We start from the raw sequence: 18,733 nt of genomic DNA on the forward strand, positions 1-18,733 counted from the left end.
GCTATCATGCCCGCGAAGACAAGCCTGAGAAGTTGTTCGCGTACCCTTAGTTAATTTAGTACCGCAATAACGGCCGTTTTGTTATAAAATTCAAGATAATCGTCGCCATTATTGGCAATTTCGCCTAGTGTCAGTGCCCCAACGACAGGCATACCATCTCGCACCACAGCCTGTAGTTCCTGGTCAAACTCATCTTCCAGGAACAGTACCCGAGAAATACAGTCAAAAAACAGGGCAGTTGAATTGGTTACATTCCCCTGGAAGTCGGTGCGACTCAATTCCAGTGCATGGGCAGCCGCATTCACCAATGAATTCACATCGCCGGATAAGATGTCCACATAAGACTCACTGGGAACTTCGCCTACACAAACCAATGCGCCATCTTCGGTGGCAATGATGGGGTCGCGTACGATCTTTTCTGAACTGGCTCGATTGATGCCAAACGGATAGCCTTTAGCGATGTCAAAGAAGTTTTCCTGCGTGATAGCTTGCCCAGCGGCTTGCTCAACCACCTGCCGATAGACGTCTAAAGCTGGCTGCCAATTCAACGATTTAATGACGTTCCTTTCCACTTCTGTTACCTGGAATGGCCCACTGATGCTGTGCCAGCCATGACTGACGCCAATACCGCTTGGCGCTTCCAGCAGAGCCAAAATGGCACTGTCTTGAATGAGACCTTCATTGCTAAAGAGGCAGGGCATTTGCTCAAGGCTAAGTGAACCTGCGCCGCCGCCAACAAAGTTGATTTCCAGGCCAAAAATGTTAAATAAACTGTCAATAAAAGCGCTAATCCTGGTTGACAGGCCATCTACAAGCACAACCATCGTTTGCGCCTTACCCAGTTCGGGGAGCTTTTGGTCAATAAGCTCATCATAATCACAAGTTGAATCGCTTAAGTTGGGGATAATCTGCACGTTGGGTGTTTCTAGCAATCCCACAACGATGTTCCCCTTGGTCAATTTTTCTTGCCCGTGAATGAGCTCAGGGAAGATGCCACCCAAAACGGGAATGGTCGTGCTGGTCAAGAGGTCATCCACCGCTTCAGGGGTAAATCCATTGGCGTCGCAAGCCAGAATCATAATGCCCTTTACGGCCTCGTTAGCAACTGTCTCGTCTATAATTCTTTTTAAGTTTTCTACAGTTCCTGATTTTTCAGCTTTGATAATCATTTTGTTAATTTCACTCCTATTTGTGACCGTTTTTCTGTTTGACGGCCGTTATTTCTACGGTGGCTTCTGTTAATTTAAGTGCCTGCCCAAGCTCGGTAACGGCCGTTTGCAGGGCACTTTCTACCGTTGGCGCACTCTGAATCTTTTGACTAATCGCATTAATCTTGGCTTCCCGTTCGGCGCGGCGTTGAGCCTTGATAAACAAACGCTTACTCTGGATAACTGATGCCAGGATGGCTGCAATCTGGAAAATCACGTCCCGATCCGCCTCGTTATAAACATTTACAGCTTTGCTGCTAACGTTGAGGGTACCAATGGGTCCCTCATTGGTAAGGAGAGGGGCAACCATAGAAGAAGCAACGCCTCGCCTTGGCTGGGGATCGTGGGTCACAAGAACTGTGCCAGACCGAATCGCTTTTTCGGAAAGCGTACCCGCCAATGGTAGTGAATCACCAAGAGGAACTTTGGCACCTTCCCCAGCCAGGGACACGATCGTATATTGGTCACCAGTATCATTGAGGATGGAAAGCGTGACCCGGTCAGAAGGCAGAATAAGTGCGGTGCGTTCAGCAGTGATTTGATAGACATCATCGAGGGTTTTGGCCTGGTTAAGCTCTTCGCTAACTTCATTGAGCAGAGAACGACGGCGGGCCTGTTCGCCCGTTTCGGTCAAGGCCAGTTGGGTTTGTTCAGCTAGACGGGCCCGTTCCAGCGCTTCGGATACCTGCTGGGCAACGGTTTGTAACAACGCCTGTTTGCGTTCGGGGATGGGGCTGCCGTCAGGATTGCGCAGCCCAAGTTGACCAATCGCCTCGCCACGCACAGCAATAGGGATAGACACGGCCGTTTCCGTATCAGTCTCATCCGCATCTGTCTCCACGACCGTTGTCACCTCGTCGCCATTGCTCGTGATAGGTTTGATACTTTTGCCGTCAAAAGTGAACCCGGACAACGGCCGTTCTTGGGCCAGCAAAAAGGCTTCCCACCCTTCGCGAGCCATAATGCGCTGTAGGCGGGTGAGTTCATCTAAGGCTCGCTGCGCCTCATCGTGGCGGCGGGCATTTTGCAAAGCCACCGCAATCTGGGAAGCTAGCGTCGTAAAAATATTCATACCTTCTACGGTAAAGTGATCAACCTGGTCTACCTGCACATCTAGCACACCAAGCACCTGTTTACCTACAATCAGTGGCACAGCCATCTCTGCACGCGTGTCAGGCAACAACGGATGGGGTAAGAAACCCGATTCAGCGCGCACGTCATTTACAATAACGCCCTTATGGGTGCGTGCGGCACGCGCCACCAATGATTGCTCCTGGCTCAACGCGATTTGACGGCCTTCTGCCACCATTGTGCGCCCAATGTCGCCAGCACCAGTGGTTAACGTCAATTCCGCCTTGCCTTCATCAAGCAAATAAAGGTGGGCATGGTAAAGTTGAAACCGTTCTTTCGTCAGATCAACCACTTGTTGCAACAGTTGATTGGGGTCCAAAATAGTGGCCGCTACCGTACCTACTTCAGCCACTGTTTCTAGCTCTGCGGCCTGCCGCGTTACCAACGCTTGCGCTTCGCGGCGTTCGTTGATGTCAATCAAAGACGTAATGATGGCTGGTTCGCCCTGGAAATTTATGATCCGACCAGAAATCAACGCCCAGAAAAGGTCGCCGTCCCCCCGCTTCAATCGCACGTCATAATTATCTATCCGACCCTGCTCACGTAGTCCCGCCAGGTACCCTTGGCGGTCAGCCGGGTCATAGTAAAAATCGGGTGTAATCTGACCAATCAATTCATCACCAGGCACACGGATAATTTCTGCCAGCGGTTCATTTACATAAGCAACAACACCATCAGAAACCCGGGAGATGACAAGCGGGAAAGTAATGGATTCCAAAATTTCTTCGGTGCGCAGGTGTGCACTTTGTAATTCGGCTTCCATTTGCTTGCGCTCATTAATGTCGACGAGGGAAGTCATGAGGGCTGGCTGCCCTTGGTAATTGATGATACGCCCGGAAACGAGTGACCAGAAAACATCACCGTCACCTCGTTTAAGGTTCAGCTCATAATTATTTATGAACCCATTTTCGCGTAACTGTGCCAAAAATGGGTCTCTATCTTCTGGATTAACGTAAAAGTCGGGAGTTTTTTCACCAATCAACGCTTCTTGCGGTACACGTATCATTTCGGCCAGCGGTTCGTTTACATACAGTACAAGGCCATCAGCTATACCAGAAATAAGGGTCGGCGTTGTGATCGAGTCTAAAATTGTTTGTACCCGCGCTTGCTCTTCCTGTACTGAGATTAATGCCTTTTCTTTCTGCGCAAATAGCGTCGCATTTTGCAGACCAATTGCCACCTGGTTGGCAACAGAACTCAGCAGTTCTACGTCAATCTGACTCAATCCATCAATACTGTCTTGCTGCACAGCTAGTACACCGAGTACTTGGTCACCCAGTCTAATAGGCACGGCCGTTTCCGCTTTCGTATCGGGCATCAATGGATTCGGTGACCACCCCTCTTCCTGAGAAACATCTGGCACCAGGATGGTTTCCCGAGTTGCTACAGCTCGTCCTGCCAAACCCTGACCTATTGGAATGCTATGATCCTGGGTCAACATGGCTGTGCCAGCTTCGCCAGTACCACCGACCATCACCAGCCTGTCCCCGGTTTTGTCTAGCAAATAAATATGGGCATGATAATAGTTAAAGGCTCGTTTCACCTGTTCTACGACAGTGCGGGCTAGTTCCTGCTCATCCAAAATTGTAGATAGGCGACGACTAACCTCCGCGCTCGTTTCCATTTGGCGGGCACGTCGCTCCAATTGCCCTAGCGTTTGCCGTAGTTGGCCCGCCATCTCATTAAAGGTGGTGGACAACGTCCCAATCTCATCGTGTGATTTCACTTGAGCCTGGGCAGCTAAATCACCGGCACCCAACTTTTGCGCAGCTGACACTAACTGGGAAACAGGCCGCACCACTGTATTAGATACAAAGATACCCAGAACCCCAGATATTGTCAGGGCAAACACGGTGGAAATAATAGTAAGGTTGTTTGCGGCCGTTTCACCTTGTTTCACATCCTGAATAATCAATTGCTCGACACTGTTCAGGTTATCACCCAACTCGTCTTCCAGGCTTTCCAGCTGTTCCAGCAAATCCAGCGTATTGGTGTGAGAGGCAATGATGGTTCGCCCCGTGGTTTCAATGGTGTCTTTTGTACTACTCAGTTGTGCGCCTAAGTCGGCTTCCCCTGGCTCGTCTAGTTCCAGAAGCACTTCCAAATTTGCCTGAGCAACTTCGAGTCGCTCTTCCGCTTCTTCAAAGTCATCTATAGCTTCCTGGTCGCCTTTGGTTACATACTCCAATGTTTCAGTAAGTAACAACTGTGTATTACTGTTAAATTCAGCCAAAAAAGCCTGAGAAGGAATCGCATCTTCAGCAAGTTCCTCAGCATTCTCATCGGCAATGTTTCTGACGATCTCGTCTGAAATTATGACTTGGGCTTGCGCTATTAATTCCAGAAGCAATTCTTCTGATGCTTCCATTGTTTCTAAAGCGTCTAGGGTTTGTGCATGAGATTGCACCAGCTCCTGAGCCAACCTGGCTGCTTCGTTGGCGTTTTCAGCCAATGTGGTAAAGTCGCTTATTTCCTCGGGATCGTCAGCCAACTCAACAATTTGTGATGACAACGTAGTAAGTTCAACAACGCTTTGGTTTAACTCTTCAACCGAGTCCTCATCGCCAACGCTAATAAATTCTAATACCTCCGCTTGCATCACCTTTGCTTCTAGCGCAATTTGCCCAAAAAGCTGTTGGCTGGGCAAGGCATCCTCTGTCAGACTAACCGTGGCGAACTGTGTACTCAAGTAAGTCACGGCAGTACCAATCAAGGCGATGAAAACAAAGGCTGCCATTAGCTTGGGGCGGAGTGTGGCTACGTGGAGTTGACGCGCCAAAAAGTAGACCAATACCCCGGCCAAACCAATCATGATGATGTAATCTATTGTTGTGTTTGGGTGATTTGGACGGTCAACTGGGCCAAATACATCAAGGAAGACAATCAGCACCCCGGCAACGACGCCAGCGACCATAACCCGGTTCAACCATTTGCCAGATAAGGTTGGGACGGCAATACCAGCGGTAACTGTAGCCGCCAGCAGGCCATAAACAAGACCGTCGCCAGCAGCAGTAAATTGGTTAAGGGCAATCAAGAGCAGAAATGGGGCAATGAGCATCAGCATACTTACGCGAATATGGCCTTTGTAGCTGAGCCAGGTAGCCACAACAGAGATACTGGTCATTGTCACAAGAGATGCTCTTAACGCAATGTCAATTTCCTCTCCTTGCGCCAAGAAGTAGACCGTTACAACCACCATAAAAACCGTCATAAAGGCAGCAATGATTTTGGCGTTCCGGGCCGCTTTATTCGTGCCGTTGGCTTGAGATGTATCCCGTCTATTCATTGTAGTCCTCATGCATAACCCTTGTTTCGAAAATGCTGCGTATTCAGTAAGGTTAGATGTTTCAATATCTGATTCCCTATACAATTAATTAATGTCTGCTACCATTTGTGCTTCTTTTTACAGCTTTTGCCCTTCCTACACCATCCAGCACAATTTCGCCTTCCAACCCAAGCACCCGGCCGATTTCTTCGGCAGCGACGCGCAAGACAGATTCGGCATCTACGGCCTGGTTGATGCGAGTCGTGACCTCGCGCAGCAACTGCTCCTCATGGGCACGGGTTTGTGCCTCTTCGTATTGCAGTAAACTTTGAGAAACAAGCGAAGCCTGATCCTTCAACCCGCTAATTTGACGAATGGCATCTTCACTAAGTTGCAAAGGTGTATATGATTGCCCTGTGATTAAACCGAGCCACTGATCACCAACAATAATAGGCAAATAGACAAACCCAAAAATATTCTTTTCTTCAAAAAATTCCCGGCCGGCTGGGTCAATCCGTGAGTCCGTGTGCACATTTTCAATGAAAGCAATTTCCCTTGTCTGGGCCTTGAGTAACTTATTAAAGAGTTGGGCTGGGTAAATTGTTCCAACAGGGTCTGCCTGGGTGTTTTTATCTGCATGCCACAGTGCCTTTATTGTCAATGTCTGGGCATATTCCCCTTCTGGTTTATCGAAATACATTAGAGCGACAGAATCCAAGCGATGCAATTCCGTTGAACTGATCAAGGCATCTAATACATCTTGCAATTTCGTCGCGCGAACAATGCGCTGACTACCAGCATACAATGATTCTGTCTGTGCCAGAGCTTGTTCTGACTGTTCTGCCAGACGAATGTTTTCTAAATGTGTCGTGAGCCGGTCGGCAACGGCCGTTACCAGTTCAGACAGTTCTTTATCAACCTGATCGGGCATTTCCAGCTTTAGCTGCCCAATTGCCTCGCCTTGAATTTGCAGAGGATGGGTAAGTAGTTTGGTGGGTACGGCCGTTTCTACCGTATCCCGCGCATCTTCATAGCTAAAGTTCAAAGCGTCCGACTTTTCAGCTAAATAGCTGCTCCAGCCCTCACGCGTTAGGCGGCGAGACAGCTCTTGAAGTTCTTGCACGGCTTGCGTGGATTGGGCAAAAGAGCGGGCATTTTGCAGTGCAACCGCAACCTGCGATGCCAATGTTGCCACCGTTTGCAGGTCAGTTTGTCCAAACGCGTTGGTTTTGTCAGAGCGCACATCTAGTACGCCTAGAACCTGCTCACCCACAGCAATGGGAACAGCCATCTCAGAGCGCGTTTCTGTCAGCAGTGGATGCGGCATAAAGCCTTGTTCTGGGGTTTCATAGGTGCGAATTGCTCCTTGTCTGGTTCGGGCAACGGTGGCCACCAGCGATCCTTCTGCTGCCAGTGGAATCTCTCTGCCTTCGCTCACCATCTGGCGACCAACGTCACCTGCCCCGGCCGTCAGCACCAGAGTACGCCCAAGATCGTCTAGCAAATGAATATGGGTGTGGTACAGGTCGAAACTGCTTTTGGTTAAATCAACAACCTGTTGCAGCAGCTCTTGCGGATCAAGAATATTGGCGGTGAGGGTACTTACCTGAGCCACGGCAGCCAGCTCGTTTGTCTGTTTGGTTAGCTCCGCAGTCTGGCGTGCCAACAATGCTTCACCTTGCTTCCGCTCATCAATGTCGATGAGCGATGTTATGAGCGCAGGTGTGCCTCGATAATTAATAATCTGGGCAGAAACCAGGGCCCAGAAGAGGTCGTCATCGGCTCGTTTTAGATGAAGCTCATAATTATGCACAAATCCATTTTGGCGAATGGCCTCCAGGAAAGGTGCTCTGTCGTCTGGATTTGCATAAAAGTCGGGGGTGACTTCGCCAATTAATTCTTCGCGAGGTGCGCGAATCACTTCTGTTAAGGGATCATTGACATATTGCACAATCCCATCGGATATATTGGAGATAACAATTGGCACCGCAATGGATTGCAAAATGGCCAGCACCCGTGCTTGTTCGTCTTGAATAGTAGCCAATGCTTTGTCGCGCTCTGCAAACAGGGTAGCGTTTTGCAGACCAATGGCCACCTGGTTGGCAATAGAGGTCAACAGCTCTACATCGGCTTCGCCCAGCCCATTTACTGTGTTTTGCTGCACATCCAAAATGCCCAGCACCTTATCACCCAGGCTAATAGGGATGGTTGCTTCTGCTTTGGTCTCTGGCAATAACGGATTTGGTAACCAGCCAGCCGCTTTGTAAACATCTGGAACCAACACAGGCTGGTTGGCAACGGCCGTTTGGCCGACCAACCCTTTGCCCATTGGAATTTTGTGACCCTGAGCCAGCATTTTTTGCCCAGCTTCGCCAGTGCCGCCTACCATTACCAGGTTTTGCCCAGCCTCGTCCACAAAGTAGATGTGGGCGTGGTAGTAATTGAAGGTGGATTGCAGCTCTTGCACAACGGCCGTTGCCAACTGTTTGGGATCCAAAATTGTAGAAAGCTGGCGGCTAATTTTGGCACTGGTTGTAATAGTGACGCTGCGTTCTTCAAGATCGCCCAACATTGTTTGAATACGGTCCCTCATACGGTTGAAAGCATTGCCAAGCTGCCCGATCTCATCGCCAGAAGTTACTTCTGCCGCGGCAGATAGATCACCATCTGCCAACCGTTGGGTAGCTGTTGCTAATTGAGAAACCGGCCGCGATATTGTGTTAGCTATAAGCGAACCTAACGCAATAGAGCCACCCAGGCTAGCTATAACTGTAAGAATAAAACGAAGGTTTTCTGCAGCTAATGTGTCATCCACGAGCTGATTGATCAACTGTTCAGCCGAAATTAGAGAGTCATTTAAGGTTTCCTCAGTTTCCTCAAACGCTTCTAATAACTCTAATGTTTGCCCGTGCGATTCAAGGACTGCAAGTGCCGTTGTTTCAATAACGCCTTCCAAATCTGCAAACTGTTCAGCCAGGCCTGCCTCGCCAGGTTCGTCTGACTCTAAAGTTGCAAGTAACGCGGCCTGTGCAGCAGCTTGCCCCTCTCTGACTTCCTCAAATTCGGCAATGGCTTCTGCCTCACCCGTTGCGACAAATTCTAGCGTCTCTACCTGCAGTATCTGAGCCCCTGAAACAAACGCAGATAAGGAAGCCAATGCGGGAATGGCATCTTCTTCTAATTCCTCAATGTCTCCGGCAGCAACATTTCGGTCTATTTCCTCACCAATAACTGCCTGTGCCTCCTCAAACAACGCTTCCAGTTCTTCTTCTGCCTCTTCCAATGCTTCCAGCGCTTCTAGCGTTTCTTCATGAGACTGGACTAAATTTTGGGCCAGGGCTGCCATTTCTCCAGCATCTTCAGCCAATGTTGAAAATGCGGTGGCTATGGTTGGTTCAACTTCCAGTGCTGATAGCTGTTCCGTCAGCACAGTAAGTGCTTGAGTGCTTTCAGTTAGCTCCACAAGCGTCTCTTCTTCACCACTGCTAACAAACTCAAAGGCTTCAGCCTGCACAATCCTAGACTGGGCAGAGATTTGCCCAAAAAACTGTTCGCTGGGCAAGGCATTTTCTGTAAATTGGCGCGTTGTAATTCGGGAGCTTATCAAGACCGTCGCGCTGACAATAGCCGCAATGAATAAAAAACCAGCGAGCAGTTTGATATTCAGCGAATATTGACCGTAACCACGAACAATGGAAAAAACCAGCGCAATTGCCAATATGCCTATTATCGCGCCAGGAACATAAAGTTCGATCTGCGCCGAGATTCGGAAAGGAAGCGGTAACAGGCCGACCAAGCCGGTGATGAGCGCAAAAAACGCCCCAAAAATAAGCGCGCGACGACGCTGCTCTCCAGAAAGCACTTCACTGGCTACAAACACAGTATTTAGGAGAATAATTGCAACGAACAATAAAGTGTAAACACCAGCAAGGAAAAAACCATTTAAGAAAAAGGTAACTGAAACTGTGCCAATAAAAAGGAAAACACCTTGTTTTATGCGCCCCTGTCTGATCTGATACAGGCTAAACAGTACAAGTAGAATACGCAGGATGGCAATAGCAGAAAGAACGACTCCTTGCCAAACTTGTGTTTCCAGAGCGAGCCTTGTCGTATTGAGTACCAGAAGCAGAAACATAGGCAATAGAATACCAACCTGCCATGTAGCAGTTCGTCGTAGCTTGTTATGGGTAGTGGCTGGATTTTTGATAGAAGGTTTCATAATTGTTGCCCTGTAGACAATGCGCAAACTCCCAAATTTGAGCGTCGCGCAGATTTTGCTAAGAATCTAATTCCTATCTACTGTTATTTTTTGGCTTCCGTTACTGCCATTGACCTGAGGAACGGCCGCTTTGGTTTCACTGTTTTTGCCGGGTAGATTCAATTCGGCCTGTGCATGTTTTACCTTTAACGCTTTGCCCAGCTCCTGAACGGCCGTTTGCAGTGCAGATTCCATGGTCATAGTTCCCTGAATCTTGTGGGTAATATTATTCAGCAGTTGTTCACGGTCCGCCCGGGCACTCGTCTGGTCAAAGAGTCGGCGGTTTTCCAATGTTGTACTGAGGAGTGAAGCGATTTGCAGCAAAATTTGCCGATCACTTTCTTTGAGTTCTGCTTCACCCGCAATGGCCATGCTAAAGGTGCCCAAGGGGCGGCCACTGGCCAAGAGCGGCGCAAAATAAGCGTGCAGCGTGTGGTCACCAGCGTCAAAGACGCCTGTGACTATTTGCTGCGTTTTTAAGGCTTCTGCCATTGGGGTATCTTCCAGCGGAATTTGCTCACCAGCGGCCGTATCCGCCACTTCACCAGCAACCCCGACAACATTAAGCATGGTGGGGTCGGTTTCATCAACTAAGTGCAGGCTCAGCCGGTCCGCTTCCAGCATTTTCGGCACCGTCTCTATCACGGTGGCCACAATATCTTTCAGCGTCTGCTTCCGGGAGATGGTCTCACTCAGTTCATTCAGCACCGCCAGGCGGCGAGCCTGCTCATTGGTCTCCGCCAATGCTTGCTGGGTTTGGGTAAACAAACGGGCGTTTTGCACTACCGTGGTTGCCTGGTACACAATGGTTTCGGCCAGGCGCATTTGCTCATCCGTCATCACGCGGTTTGGGTCTAATAAATCAAACCCCACGGTGCCAAATAATTCATCGCCAATAACCATAGGCAAGACGCCCAACGCATGAACCTCGCGCTGGCGCAAAAGATCATGGATGGAGGCCGTGAGCGGGCTGTTTTGGGCATCATAGGCGATGGCAAATTTGCGGGTATTGATTGCTTGCTCCATGAGCAGATTTCCCTTGATTGGTATCAGTTGCCCAATCACATCCTCGGCGGAACCAGGAATTGGGGGCGGATATTCAGTGATGATTTTCAGGGATGCCTGATCCTCAGTAACAAGGGTAATGCCCACACGAGAAACGTCGATAATCTTGGCTAGCTCCTCAGCAATGATCTGCATGTTTCGGGTGAGATCAAATGAGGTCGTAACGGCAGACATCACCCGGTTGATAAGTGCCAACTCACTGCTGCGCTTTTCAGCGTTTGCCCTGGCTTTCTCTGTCTGGTCTACCAGACGAAGCTCTTCGATGTGGTCACTAAGCTGTTGGGCAACGGCCGTTAACAAACCCCGTGTCTCTTCATCAATATCGCTATCGCCGGGCAAAGCCAAATGACCAATAATTTCATCATGAATTTGCAGTGGCAGGCTAATTTCTTTACCTGCTGCCTGGCTGGCTCCGCTGTCTGTTTCCAGCGAACTTACTTCTGTGCCGTCGTAGACAAAGCCCGCCAGCGATTGCGCTGCTTGGTACTCTTGCCACGCTTTCTGGGTAATGCGCTGCATCGCAGCTTCCGCTTCCAGGCGGTACTGTTGTGCTTCGTCCAGCAGCCGCAGGTTTTCCATCTGCTGTGCCACCTGCCGGGCCACGGCAGCGACCAGCGTTTGTGTTTCGGGCGTCCAATCGCGGTCATCTTCAGCCGCAACCTGGATGGTGCCGATTGGCTCGTTAGCAACCAAAATTGGCATTTCCAGCGTGTTTGCCGCCGTCAAATCAAGTGCGTTGTTGCCAACGGCCGTTTCTGCCTTACTAGCCTCATGCACATAGGCCAGCTTCTCCTCGCGGTTAATCGCATCAAAGTAGTTTGACCAACCTTCACGAGTCAATCGCCTAACGTAAGACTCAACTTCTGCCTGTGCTTGCGAAGCTGCTGTAAACAGGTTGGCGTTGTCTATGGCAATGGCTAGCTGGCTGGCAACCGCCTCAAAAACCAACTGGCTGCTTTCAGTTAAGCCATTCACTTCGCTGCTTTGCAAATCCAAAACGCCCAGCAGCCGTTCGCCCACGAGCAGCGGCACAGACATTTCTGAGCGCGTTGCGGGCAGAAGCGGATTGGCTCTAAACAAATCATTTTGGCTGGTATCGGCCACAATGACACTGTTTTTAGACAGCGCAGCGTTGCCGTTGATCGACCTGCTATCTATGGCCAGATTGTGGCTCAAGCTCAAAAGGCTTTTGGCTACCTGCCCTGTTCCAGCTTGTAGTTGCAGGGTGCGCGCTTTGGCATCTGTCAGGTAAATCTGTACGTGGTACAGATTGAACCGCTCACAGATTAGCTCAACAGCTTGGGTGAGAACTGTTTTCAGCTCACCTACCTGGGACAAGCTACGGCCGACTTCCACCGCTACGGCCAATTCAGCCGTGCGTGCCTGCACCTGTGCATCCAGGTCTGTCCGCAATGTATTTAACGCCTCATTGGCACTTCTAAGTTCCTTTAGGCCCTCTCGCTCCAATTTGTTGCGAAACCACGTAGCAAAAATGAGGAGTAAACCCAAAACAGATAAAATCCCCATCACAGTACCCAACTCGAAATAGCGTAATGAGGTAAATAATGGCAGGGTTAATGTAGCCAAGATGTTGCCCAAAATGGCCACAGCCACCCAGCGAAACGTCAGCAAAAGGCTAGACAAGACAAAAACAAGGGGCAGGTAATAAAACAGGAAATTGACGTCGGCAATGGCTCGCGCTAAAGAAAGCAGTGAGAACGACAAAACGATGAATATGGCACCATATTGAAAGTAGCGCGTGCGGCTAAGAACCACCCCAATTGCCGCTGCGGCAATGAGCGTAAGAAGAGGTCGACTTGAGCCTGGATTGACAACATAGCCTATGGGTGTAAGAAAGAAAATAGTGAGACACAATCCGAACAGCAATTGAGCGACATTTTGTCCACGAATGTCGGCAATGCCTGCCGGGGGGCGCAATAATTGCCACCACCAAGAATGCGATTGGGCATTTGTAGGTGAAGCTGTGTCTAGTTGGGTTGGTTGCATACTCATATCTGTTCTCCGCGCCTGTAGCCGGTTAAACGCTTTTTAGTTTCGTTCTGGGGAACGGCCGTTGCCAACCAGATGGTTACGACCAATTTCAACAGCTGCCCGGGGTGTATCTAGCTTTTGCGCCAATTCGCGGGCGGCAATCTGTAAAACCATTTCCACACTAGCGGCCGTGCGAATCTGCTCGCCAATTTCATTAATGGCTGCTTCTTGTTGCGCTTGCTGCTGCACTTGCGCATAAAGCTCGGCATTGTGTAAGGCAATAGCCACCTGAGCCGCCACTGATTCCAACAACAGACTATCTTCGCTAGCCAAACCATTGACGACATTGTGTTGAACATCTAACACACCCAAGATTTTGTTCTCAAATGTAATGGGAACAGCAATTTCAGCTTTTGTATCTGGCAATAGGGGGTTAGGCAGCCACCCTTCTTCTTGAGAGATATCTGGTACCAGAACAGCAGCGTTTATCGCCGCCGCACGCCCCACCAACCCATTGCCCAACAAAATCTTGTGCCCGCTAGCGACCATAGCTTGCCCTGCCTTGCCTGTACCACCGGCCATTATCAAATACTCACCAACCTTGTCCAGCAGGTAAATGTGCGCATAATAATAATCAAAAGCGGCTTGCAATTGCTCCACAACGGCTTTGGCTAACTGGGCTGGATCTAGAATGGTGGAAAGCTGACGACTAATTTCAGCACTGGTGGCAATGTCACGTGTACGAGCTGCGACACGTTGTTCCAACTCGGCCAACGTGGTCTGCAATTCGGCAGCCATACCATTAAACGCCCTGGCCAGCGTACCCAGTTCATCTTCTCTTGTAACCGGTACGCGCTGCTCCAGGTCCCCTTGCCCAATCTGTTCGGCGGCCTGGCTTAACTGGCGCAGTGGTGACGTGATTTGCTGGCCCAAAATTTGGGATGCGACTGTACCAATACTTAGCGTGATCACGGCCGTTACAATTAAGGTGAGACTGCTTCGCCGGCTGATGGTGGCCAAACGATTACGCGCCAGGGCCAGGATTGCTTCACCTTCGGCTCCGATCTGGCTGGTGACGGTGTTAATGTTCGGCGTTACTTCGCGAATAACGGCCGTGTTAATCTCAATGCCGTCTTCCAGTACGGCCAACTGGCCAAATTCAGCCACGTAAGTATTGATTTGGCTCACCAGTGCCTCGGTGCTTAATTGCCTGCTTCCGGCGGTGAGGTCGGTTGCCGAACTCGCTTCGACGGTAGCGATAAATTCTCTGGCCAAAAGACGGATATTGTCTGCATATTGCTGTTCCGACGTGCCGAAAAAAGATTTCTCATTGGCGCCGATTTGCAAGACTAACTGGTAAAGTGCCGTATCGTCCAAAGGCTGAACGTCCGCTTCGAGCCGCTCCAGGTCATTTTTCAGAGAGGCTTCAATCCCTTCAGCGTGACCACGTTCCTCAAAAAAGTTTACGGTCTGCTGGAAGGCGTCTTCGTAGGTGTTGAGCAGGGGGCGCAGTGCTTCCGTTTGTTCTAGCAGCGGTTGCAACGAAGCATCATCAGACATTTGTATCAAGGCGTCTAGCTCTTCCAGGCCGGCGCGCGCCTGCGCCAAATGATTTTCGTTGGCGGGAACATACTCGGCAACGGCCGCATCGATCCCAACTGCACGCCAGCCAGTCACAAAAGCGGTTTCGCTCTGCCGGGCTAACAAAAATTCATTTTCGATCTGCAAACTTAATTCACGAATCCGACCCCCCGTGTCAAGCGTAACCTCAGCTTCATTCTGCAAGGCTCGCAGATTAGTATAGCCAATGACAGCGATAACCAGAGCCAGAATCAATATCAGCCCGAAGCCAAACATAATCCGCGCTTTAACTGAGGCCAAACGAAAAATGGGTTTAATCGTAAATTTAGACAACATCATATCTATCCTAATTGGTTGACCATTAAGCCAACGAACCGGCGAACCAGCAATGCCGTTATTATTCTACGCTGGCCAAGACTTCTTCCCAGACTGCCGCATAGTAAGCAGTTGTGGGCGCATCTACTTCAGCCTCAGGGAACAGCCGCGCGCGCACTTCAGCCGGTGGATAAATGGCCAGATTATTGCGATCTGCCTCGTCCAGCAAGGGAATGGCTGCCTGGTTGGGGGAACCATACTGGACATAAGTAGATAAGGCCGCGCCTACTTCCGGCTCTAACAAATAATTGATGAACGTTTCTGCTAGCGCTTTGTTTTGGGCATTGGTCGGGGTGCAAATGAAGTCGGTCCATTGTATGCTGCCATTAGTAGGAATCCAATAATTAATGTCGGGGTTTTCTTCCATCACCTGGAAAATATCGCCACTCCATTCCAGCACAATGTCGAATTCACCTTCAGCCAGTAAATCTTGGCCATCGTCACCGTGGTAGGCGGCGATAATGTCGGCGCGATCCTTTAAGAATTGAGCCGCTTCATCGATCTCTTCCCGGTCGGTTGTATTGGGGCTGTACCCCAGGGACAACAAGATTAATCCCATCGTGTTACGTGCATCATCCATCAAACCTACTCTGCCAGCGTGGGCCGGGTCAAAAACGTCGTCCCAACTTTCAATGGGACCGGTGACGCTGGCATTGTAGCCAATGCCTACGGTTCCCCATTGGTAAGGTACGCAGTAACGGTTGCCGGGATCAACCACAAGGTTGGTGAAGGCCGGATCCAGGTTGGCAAGATTGGGGATATTAGCTTTATCGAGCGGTGCCAACAACCCGCCGCGGCGCATCTGGCCTAGCCAGGCGTCTGAAGGAACGACCAAATCATAATTGACCTCGCCAGCTTCCAAAGCTGCAAGCAACTCTTCTTGACTATCAAAGATTTGATAATTAATGGTCACGTCAAATTCTTTTTCGAAGTCGGCCAGAATGTCCGGGTCTATGTAGGTGTCCCAATTATAGAAATTCAGCACGCTGCCGGTTTCAGTATCGGGAACAACGATTTCAGGTTCCGGGGTTGGCGTTGGCTCAGTTTGAGTACGGCATGCAGCCAGGGAAATGAAAAGTGTAAATAATGTGATTAATCCAACTATTTTGTGCAACGTTGACATTGTTACTCCGTCTCTTTTCTGTTACGGCCGTTTCTATCAGCAGCGCGTAATTGAACAGTTGCCTGCTTCGCTTCTAAAGCGCGGCCAACTTCCCGGACGGCTACCTTCAAAGCACTTTCCAAATCGGTTGTGCTTTGAATCTTGCGGCTGATTTCATTGAAACGCGCTTCCCGGTCTGCTTTGCGCTGCGCTTGTTGGTAAGAGTTGGCATTTTGCAAAGCAATGGCCATCTGAGTAGCTATAGATTCTAGCAAGTCAACGTCGAGCTGCCGCAGACCGCCAACCACATGATGTTGTACATCCAAGACGCCCAATGTTTGCATCCCCAGAGTGATAGGGACAGCAATTTCTGCTTTGGTTTCTGGTAATAACGCATTTGGCAACCAGTCTGAAGCCTGGGCGACATCGGGAACCCACACAGGCGTATTGGTTGCAGCGGCCTGACCAACTAAACCCTGCCCCATCCGAATTGTATGACCATTGTTCAACATCTCCTGTCCGGCAGCGCCCGTTCCACCAGCCATCTTTAGAATGTTCCCGTTCTCATCATCAACAAGATAGATATGAACATGGTAATAGTTAAAAGCGTTTTTCACCTGCTCCACAACCGTCGTCAACAGCTCTTGTTGCTCAAGAATAGTAGACAAATGACGGCTGACCTCAGCACTGGTTTTAACGGCGAGATTGCGCCGTTCCAAGCGGCGCTCACGTTCGTAAACTTCTTGGGTCATATGTTGGAAATTAGACACCAATTGCCCCAATTCATCGTCACGTTCGGCAACGCCTCGAAGTTCAGTGCTTATCTGGCTCTGCGCCAACGCAACAGGATTAGCAGCCACCTCAGCAGCGTATTCGGCTAACCTCACAATTGGTCGAGCGATGCGATTGTCCTGATAAATCGTGACAAGAATAGCGATAAAAAACATAAAAATTAGCACACCAGACTGGATAAGAACACCAGAGAGAATTCTGGCGCTGATAACACTTGTATCCATGCCCACATGTACGTAACCAGCCTCCCCGAACAGAACAGGCGAGACAATATCCAGAAAATCGCCACGGCCCGGCAGAGTCACTTCTCTCGTGAGGGTTTGCTCTCTAACACCCTCTTTGAACGCCAACAGTTCTTCCGGCACGCTGGGGACAAAGGTGTGGGCAATAATACGGTCTTGGTTATCTACTACGAAGACGTAGCCTACCCCTCCTTCTGGGTCAACGAACTGGTCAATAGAAGCCTGTAGCGTTGAGGCATCGCGATTTAGAATTAGCTCGACGCTGGAAGTGGCAATGCCAGTTGTAATGGCTCCACCTTTGTCCTCGAACTCTGCAAACATAATGCGACTTAGAATAAGGCTAAACAGTAAAGACGTAATGATGGCTATCAGGCTAAACAACAAGATATTTCCGATGACGGTTGAGCGGAAAAGCTTTGGTATCGTTATCTTTCTCATTTAGACGTCTCCTGCCATTCCACTAAGGGAACGATCTGACCATCCTCTATCGTCGTGTAGTAGACCACATCCAACCCCTGATGACGGTCTGGCCCGAACGATACCGGCACATCAATCCCAAGGTCAAACGCCTGGATACTTTCTACCGCTGCCGGAATTTGCTCACGCGTTGGGTTCGTACCCAGCTGTTTGAGTATTTCAACCATCAACTTGGCGTTCAGGAATCCCTCGAAACTTACAAAACTATATCGGGGAGATTGATAATCTGGTTCGGTTAAGCCAGCGGGTGGACTTGGATTGTATTTATCCATCAACGCCTGGTACTCTTGAACGGCCGGAAGCGCAGTATCGTTATAATATGGCACTACCTGAGAGATGATCAGATTTTCCGTGTAATCCCGGCCGTTTTCTTCTCCAGCAGATTTCAATTGCTCTAATAAATTCTCGGTACCTACAAACGATACATTGAGGATAGGCACGTCCAAACCAGCATCTCGTGCGTCACGAATAAATCCGCCACAGGCCTGATAAGAGCCGATTTCTATAATGGCATCTGGTTCGCTCGCACTCAATATGTCTACCTGTTCGCTGAAACTGGTTTCAAAATCGGCCCCTCGCGTGTAAGTGGCCTCCGCCACTATATCGAGGCCATAGTGCTCCAATGCTCTTACGACACCATCCCAACCGCTACGGCCGTAAGCATCAGCCTGGTAAAAGACAGCAATGCGTGTATGTCCTTCAGCAATCAAGTTTTCTACCAGTCCGGCAATTTCCTGGCGGTAAGAAGCGCGCAGGTTAAAAGCCATTTCGTGATATGGTGGGTTTCGCTGTGGCTCGGCACCCGTAAACGGGAAGAATAAGAACATGGATTGCTCTTCATAGACTGTGAGCAACGGTAAAACCCGCGTGACGGTAGGGGTACCCACGTAATTGAAAAGCAAGAAAATATCATCCTCTTCAATAAGCGTAATCGTATTTTCGACAGCGGGGTCAGGGCTGTAACCATCGTTATACACTCGTAAGACAACCTGACGACCCCCCACACCACCATTTTCGTTAACAGAGGCAAAATAAGCTTGAGCACCCCGGTATAGTTCGGTACCTAAGCCAGCCGATGTCCCCTGAAAAGCAGCCGACACGCCAAGCACAATGGTATCGTCCGAAACCCCATCTGGAATAGCTGGAGGTGAGTCCGTTGAGCTACCCTGTTGGGCAGCCGGTGTCGGTTCTGGTTCTGCTTGCACATTACACGCCACCAGAAAAGTAAATGCAGCGAATAATATG

General features: G+C 49.7%; 8 protein-coding genes. All 8 read right to left on the reverse strand.

The annotated features are described in order from the left end of the window. Positions 1-50 precede the first annotated feature (50 nt). The 8 genes from ACOQPU_RS13055 to ACOQPU_RS13090 all read right to left on the reverse strand — a co-directional run bounded on the left by ACOQPU_RS13055 (position 51) and on the right by ACOQPU_RS13090 (position 18,693). The gene (locus ACOQPU_RS13055; RefSeq protein ID WP_420645534.1) at positions 51-1,169 is read right to left on the reverse strand and encodes an FIST signal transduction protein; all 1,119 of its coding nucleotides are present in this window, start codon (positions 1,167-1,169) and stop codon (positions 51-53) included. A 16-nt stretch (positions 1,170-1,185) separates the two neighbouring features. After that, the gene (locus ACOQPU_RS13060) at positions 1,186-5,625 is read right to left on the reverse strand and encodes a GAF domain-containing protein (RefSeq protein WP_420645535.1); all 4,440 of its coding nucleotides are present in this window, start codon (positions 5,623-5,625) and stop codon (positions 1,186-1,188) included. Between the two features lie 88 nt (positions 5,626-5,713). After that, a complete protein-coding gene (locus tag ACOQPU_RS13065) occupies positions 5,714-9,514 on the reverse strand; it encodes a GAF domain-containing protein (RefSeq protein WP_420645536.1) in 3,801 nt (1,266 codons plus the stop codon). A gap of 375 nt (positions 9,515-9,889) precedes the next feature. Continuing rightward, the gene (locus tag ACOQPU_RS13070; protein WP_420645537.1) at positions 9,890-12,940 is read right to left on the reverse strand and encodes a GAF domain-containing protein; all 3,051 of its coding nucleotides are present in this window, start codon (positions 12,938-12,940) and stop codon (positions 9,890-9,892) included. Between the two features lie 36 nt (positions 12,941-12,976). Next, positions 12,977-14,839 (reverse strand): HAMP domain-containing protein, encoded by a 1,863-nt coding sequence (locus ACOQPU_RS13075; protein ID WP_420645538.1) that lies wholly within the window; start codon positions 14,837-14,839, stop codon positions 12,977-12,979. Between the two features lie 58 nt (positions 14,840-14,897). After that, positions 14,898-15,998, reverse strand: a complete 1,101-nt coding sequence (locus ACOQPU_RS13080) for a polyamine ABC transporter substrate-binding protein (RefSeq protein WP_420645539.1) — start codon at positions 15,996-15,998, stop codon at positions 14,898-14,900. 2 nt (positions 15,999-16,000) lie between these two features. Then, on the reverse strand, positions 16,001-17,449 hold the full coding sequence (locus tag ACOQPU_RS13085; RefSeq protein ID WP_420645540.1) for a GAF domain-containing protein: 1,449 nt from the start codon (positions 17,447-17,449) through the stop codon (positions 16,001-16,003). Then, complete coding sequence (locus ACOQPU_RS13090) at positions 17,446-18,693, reverse strand: ABC transporter substrate-binding protein (protein ID WP_420645541.1); 1,248 nt, start codon at positions 18,691-18,693, stop codon at positions 17,446-17,448. Before ACOQPU_RS13090 ends, ACOQPU_RS13085 begins: the two co-directional genes overlap by 4 nt. Positions 18,694-18,733: the final 40 nt, after the last annotated feature.

Source organism: Candidatus Leptofilum sp., from assembly GCF_965223285.1.
Taxonomy (GTDB): domain Bacteria; phylum Chloroflexota; class Anaerolineae; order Promineifilales; family Promineifilaceae; genus Leptofilum.

Excerpts from the sequence above, each read along its gene's own strand:
- ACOQPU_RS13055 (WP_420645534.1), bottom strand. The coding sequence starts at position 1,169 with ATGATTATCAAAGCTGAAAAATCAGGAACTGTAGAAAACTTAAAAAGA.
- ACOQPU_RS13070 (WP_420645537.1), bottom strand. The coding sequence starts at position 12,940 with ATGAGTATGCAACCAACCCAACTAGACACAGCTTCACCTACAAATGCC.
- ACOQPU_RS13075 (WP_420645538.1), bottom strand. The coding sequence starts at position 14,839 with ATGATGTTGTCTAAATTTACGATTAAACCCATTTTTCGTTTGGCCTCA.
- ACOQPU_RS13080 (WP_420645539.1), bottom strand. The coding sequence starts at position 15,998 with ATGTCAACGTTGCACAAAATAGTTGGATTAATCACATTATTTACACTT.
- ACOQPU_RS13085 (WP_420645540.1), bottom strand. The coding sequence starts at position 17,449 with ATGAGAAAGATAACGATACCAAAGCTTTTCCGCTCAACCGTCATCGGA.
- ACOQPU_RS13060 (WP_420645535.1), bottom strand. The coding sequence starts at position 5,625 with ATGAATAGACGGGATACATCTCAAGCCAACGGCACGAATAAAGCGGCC.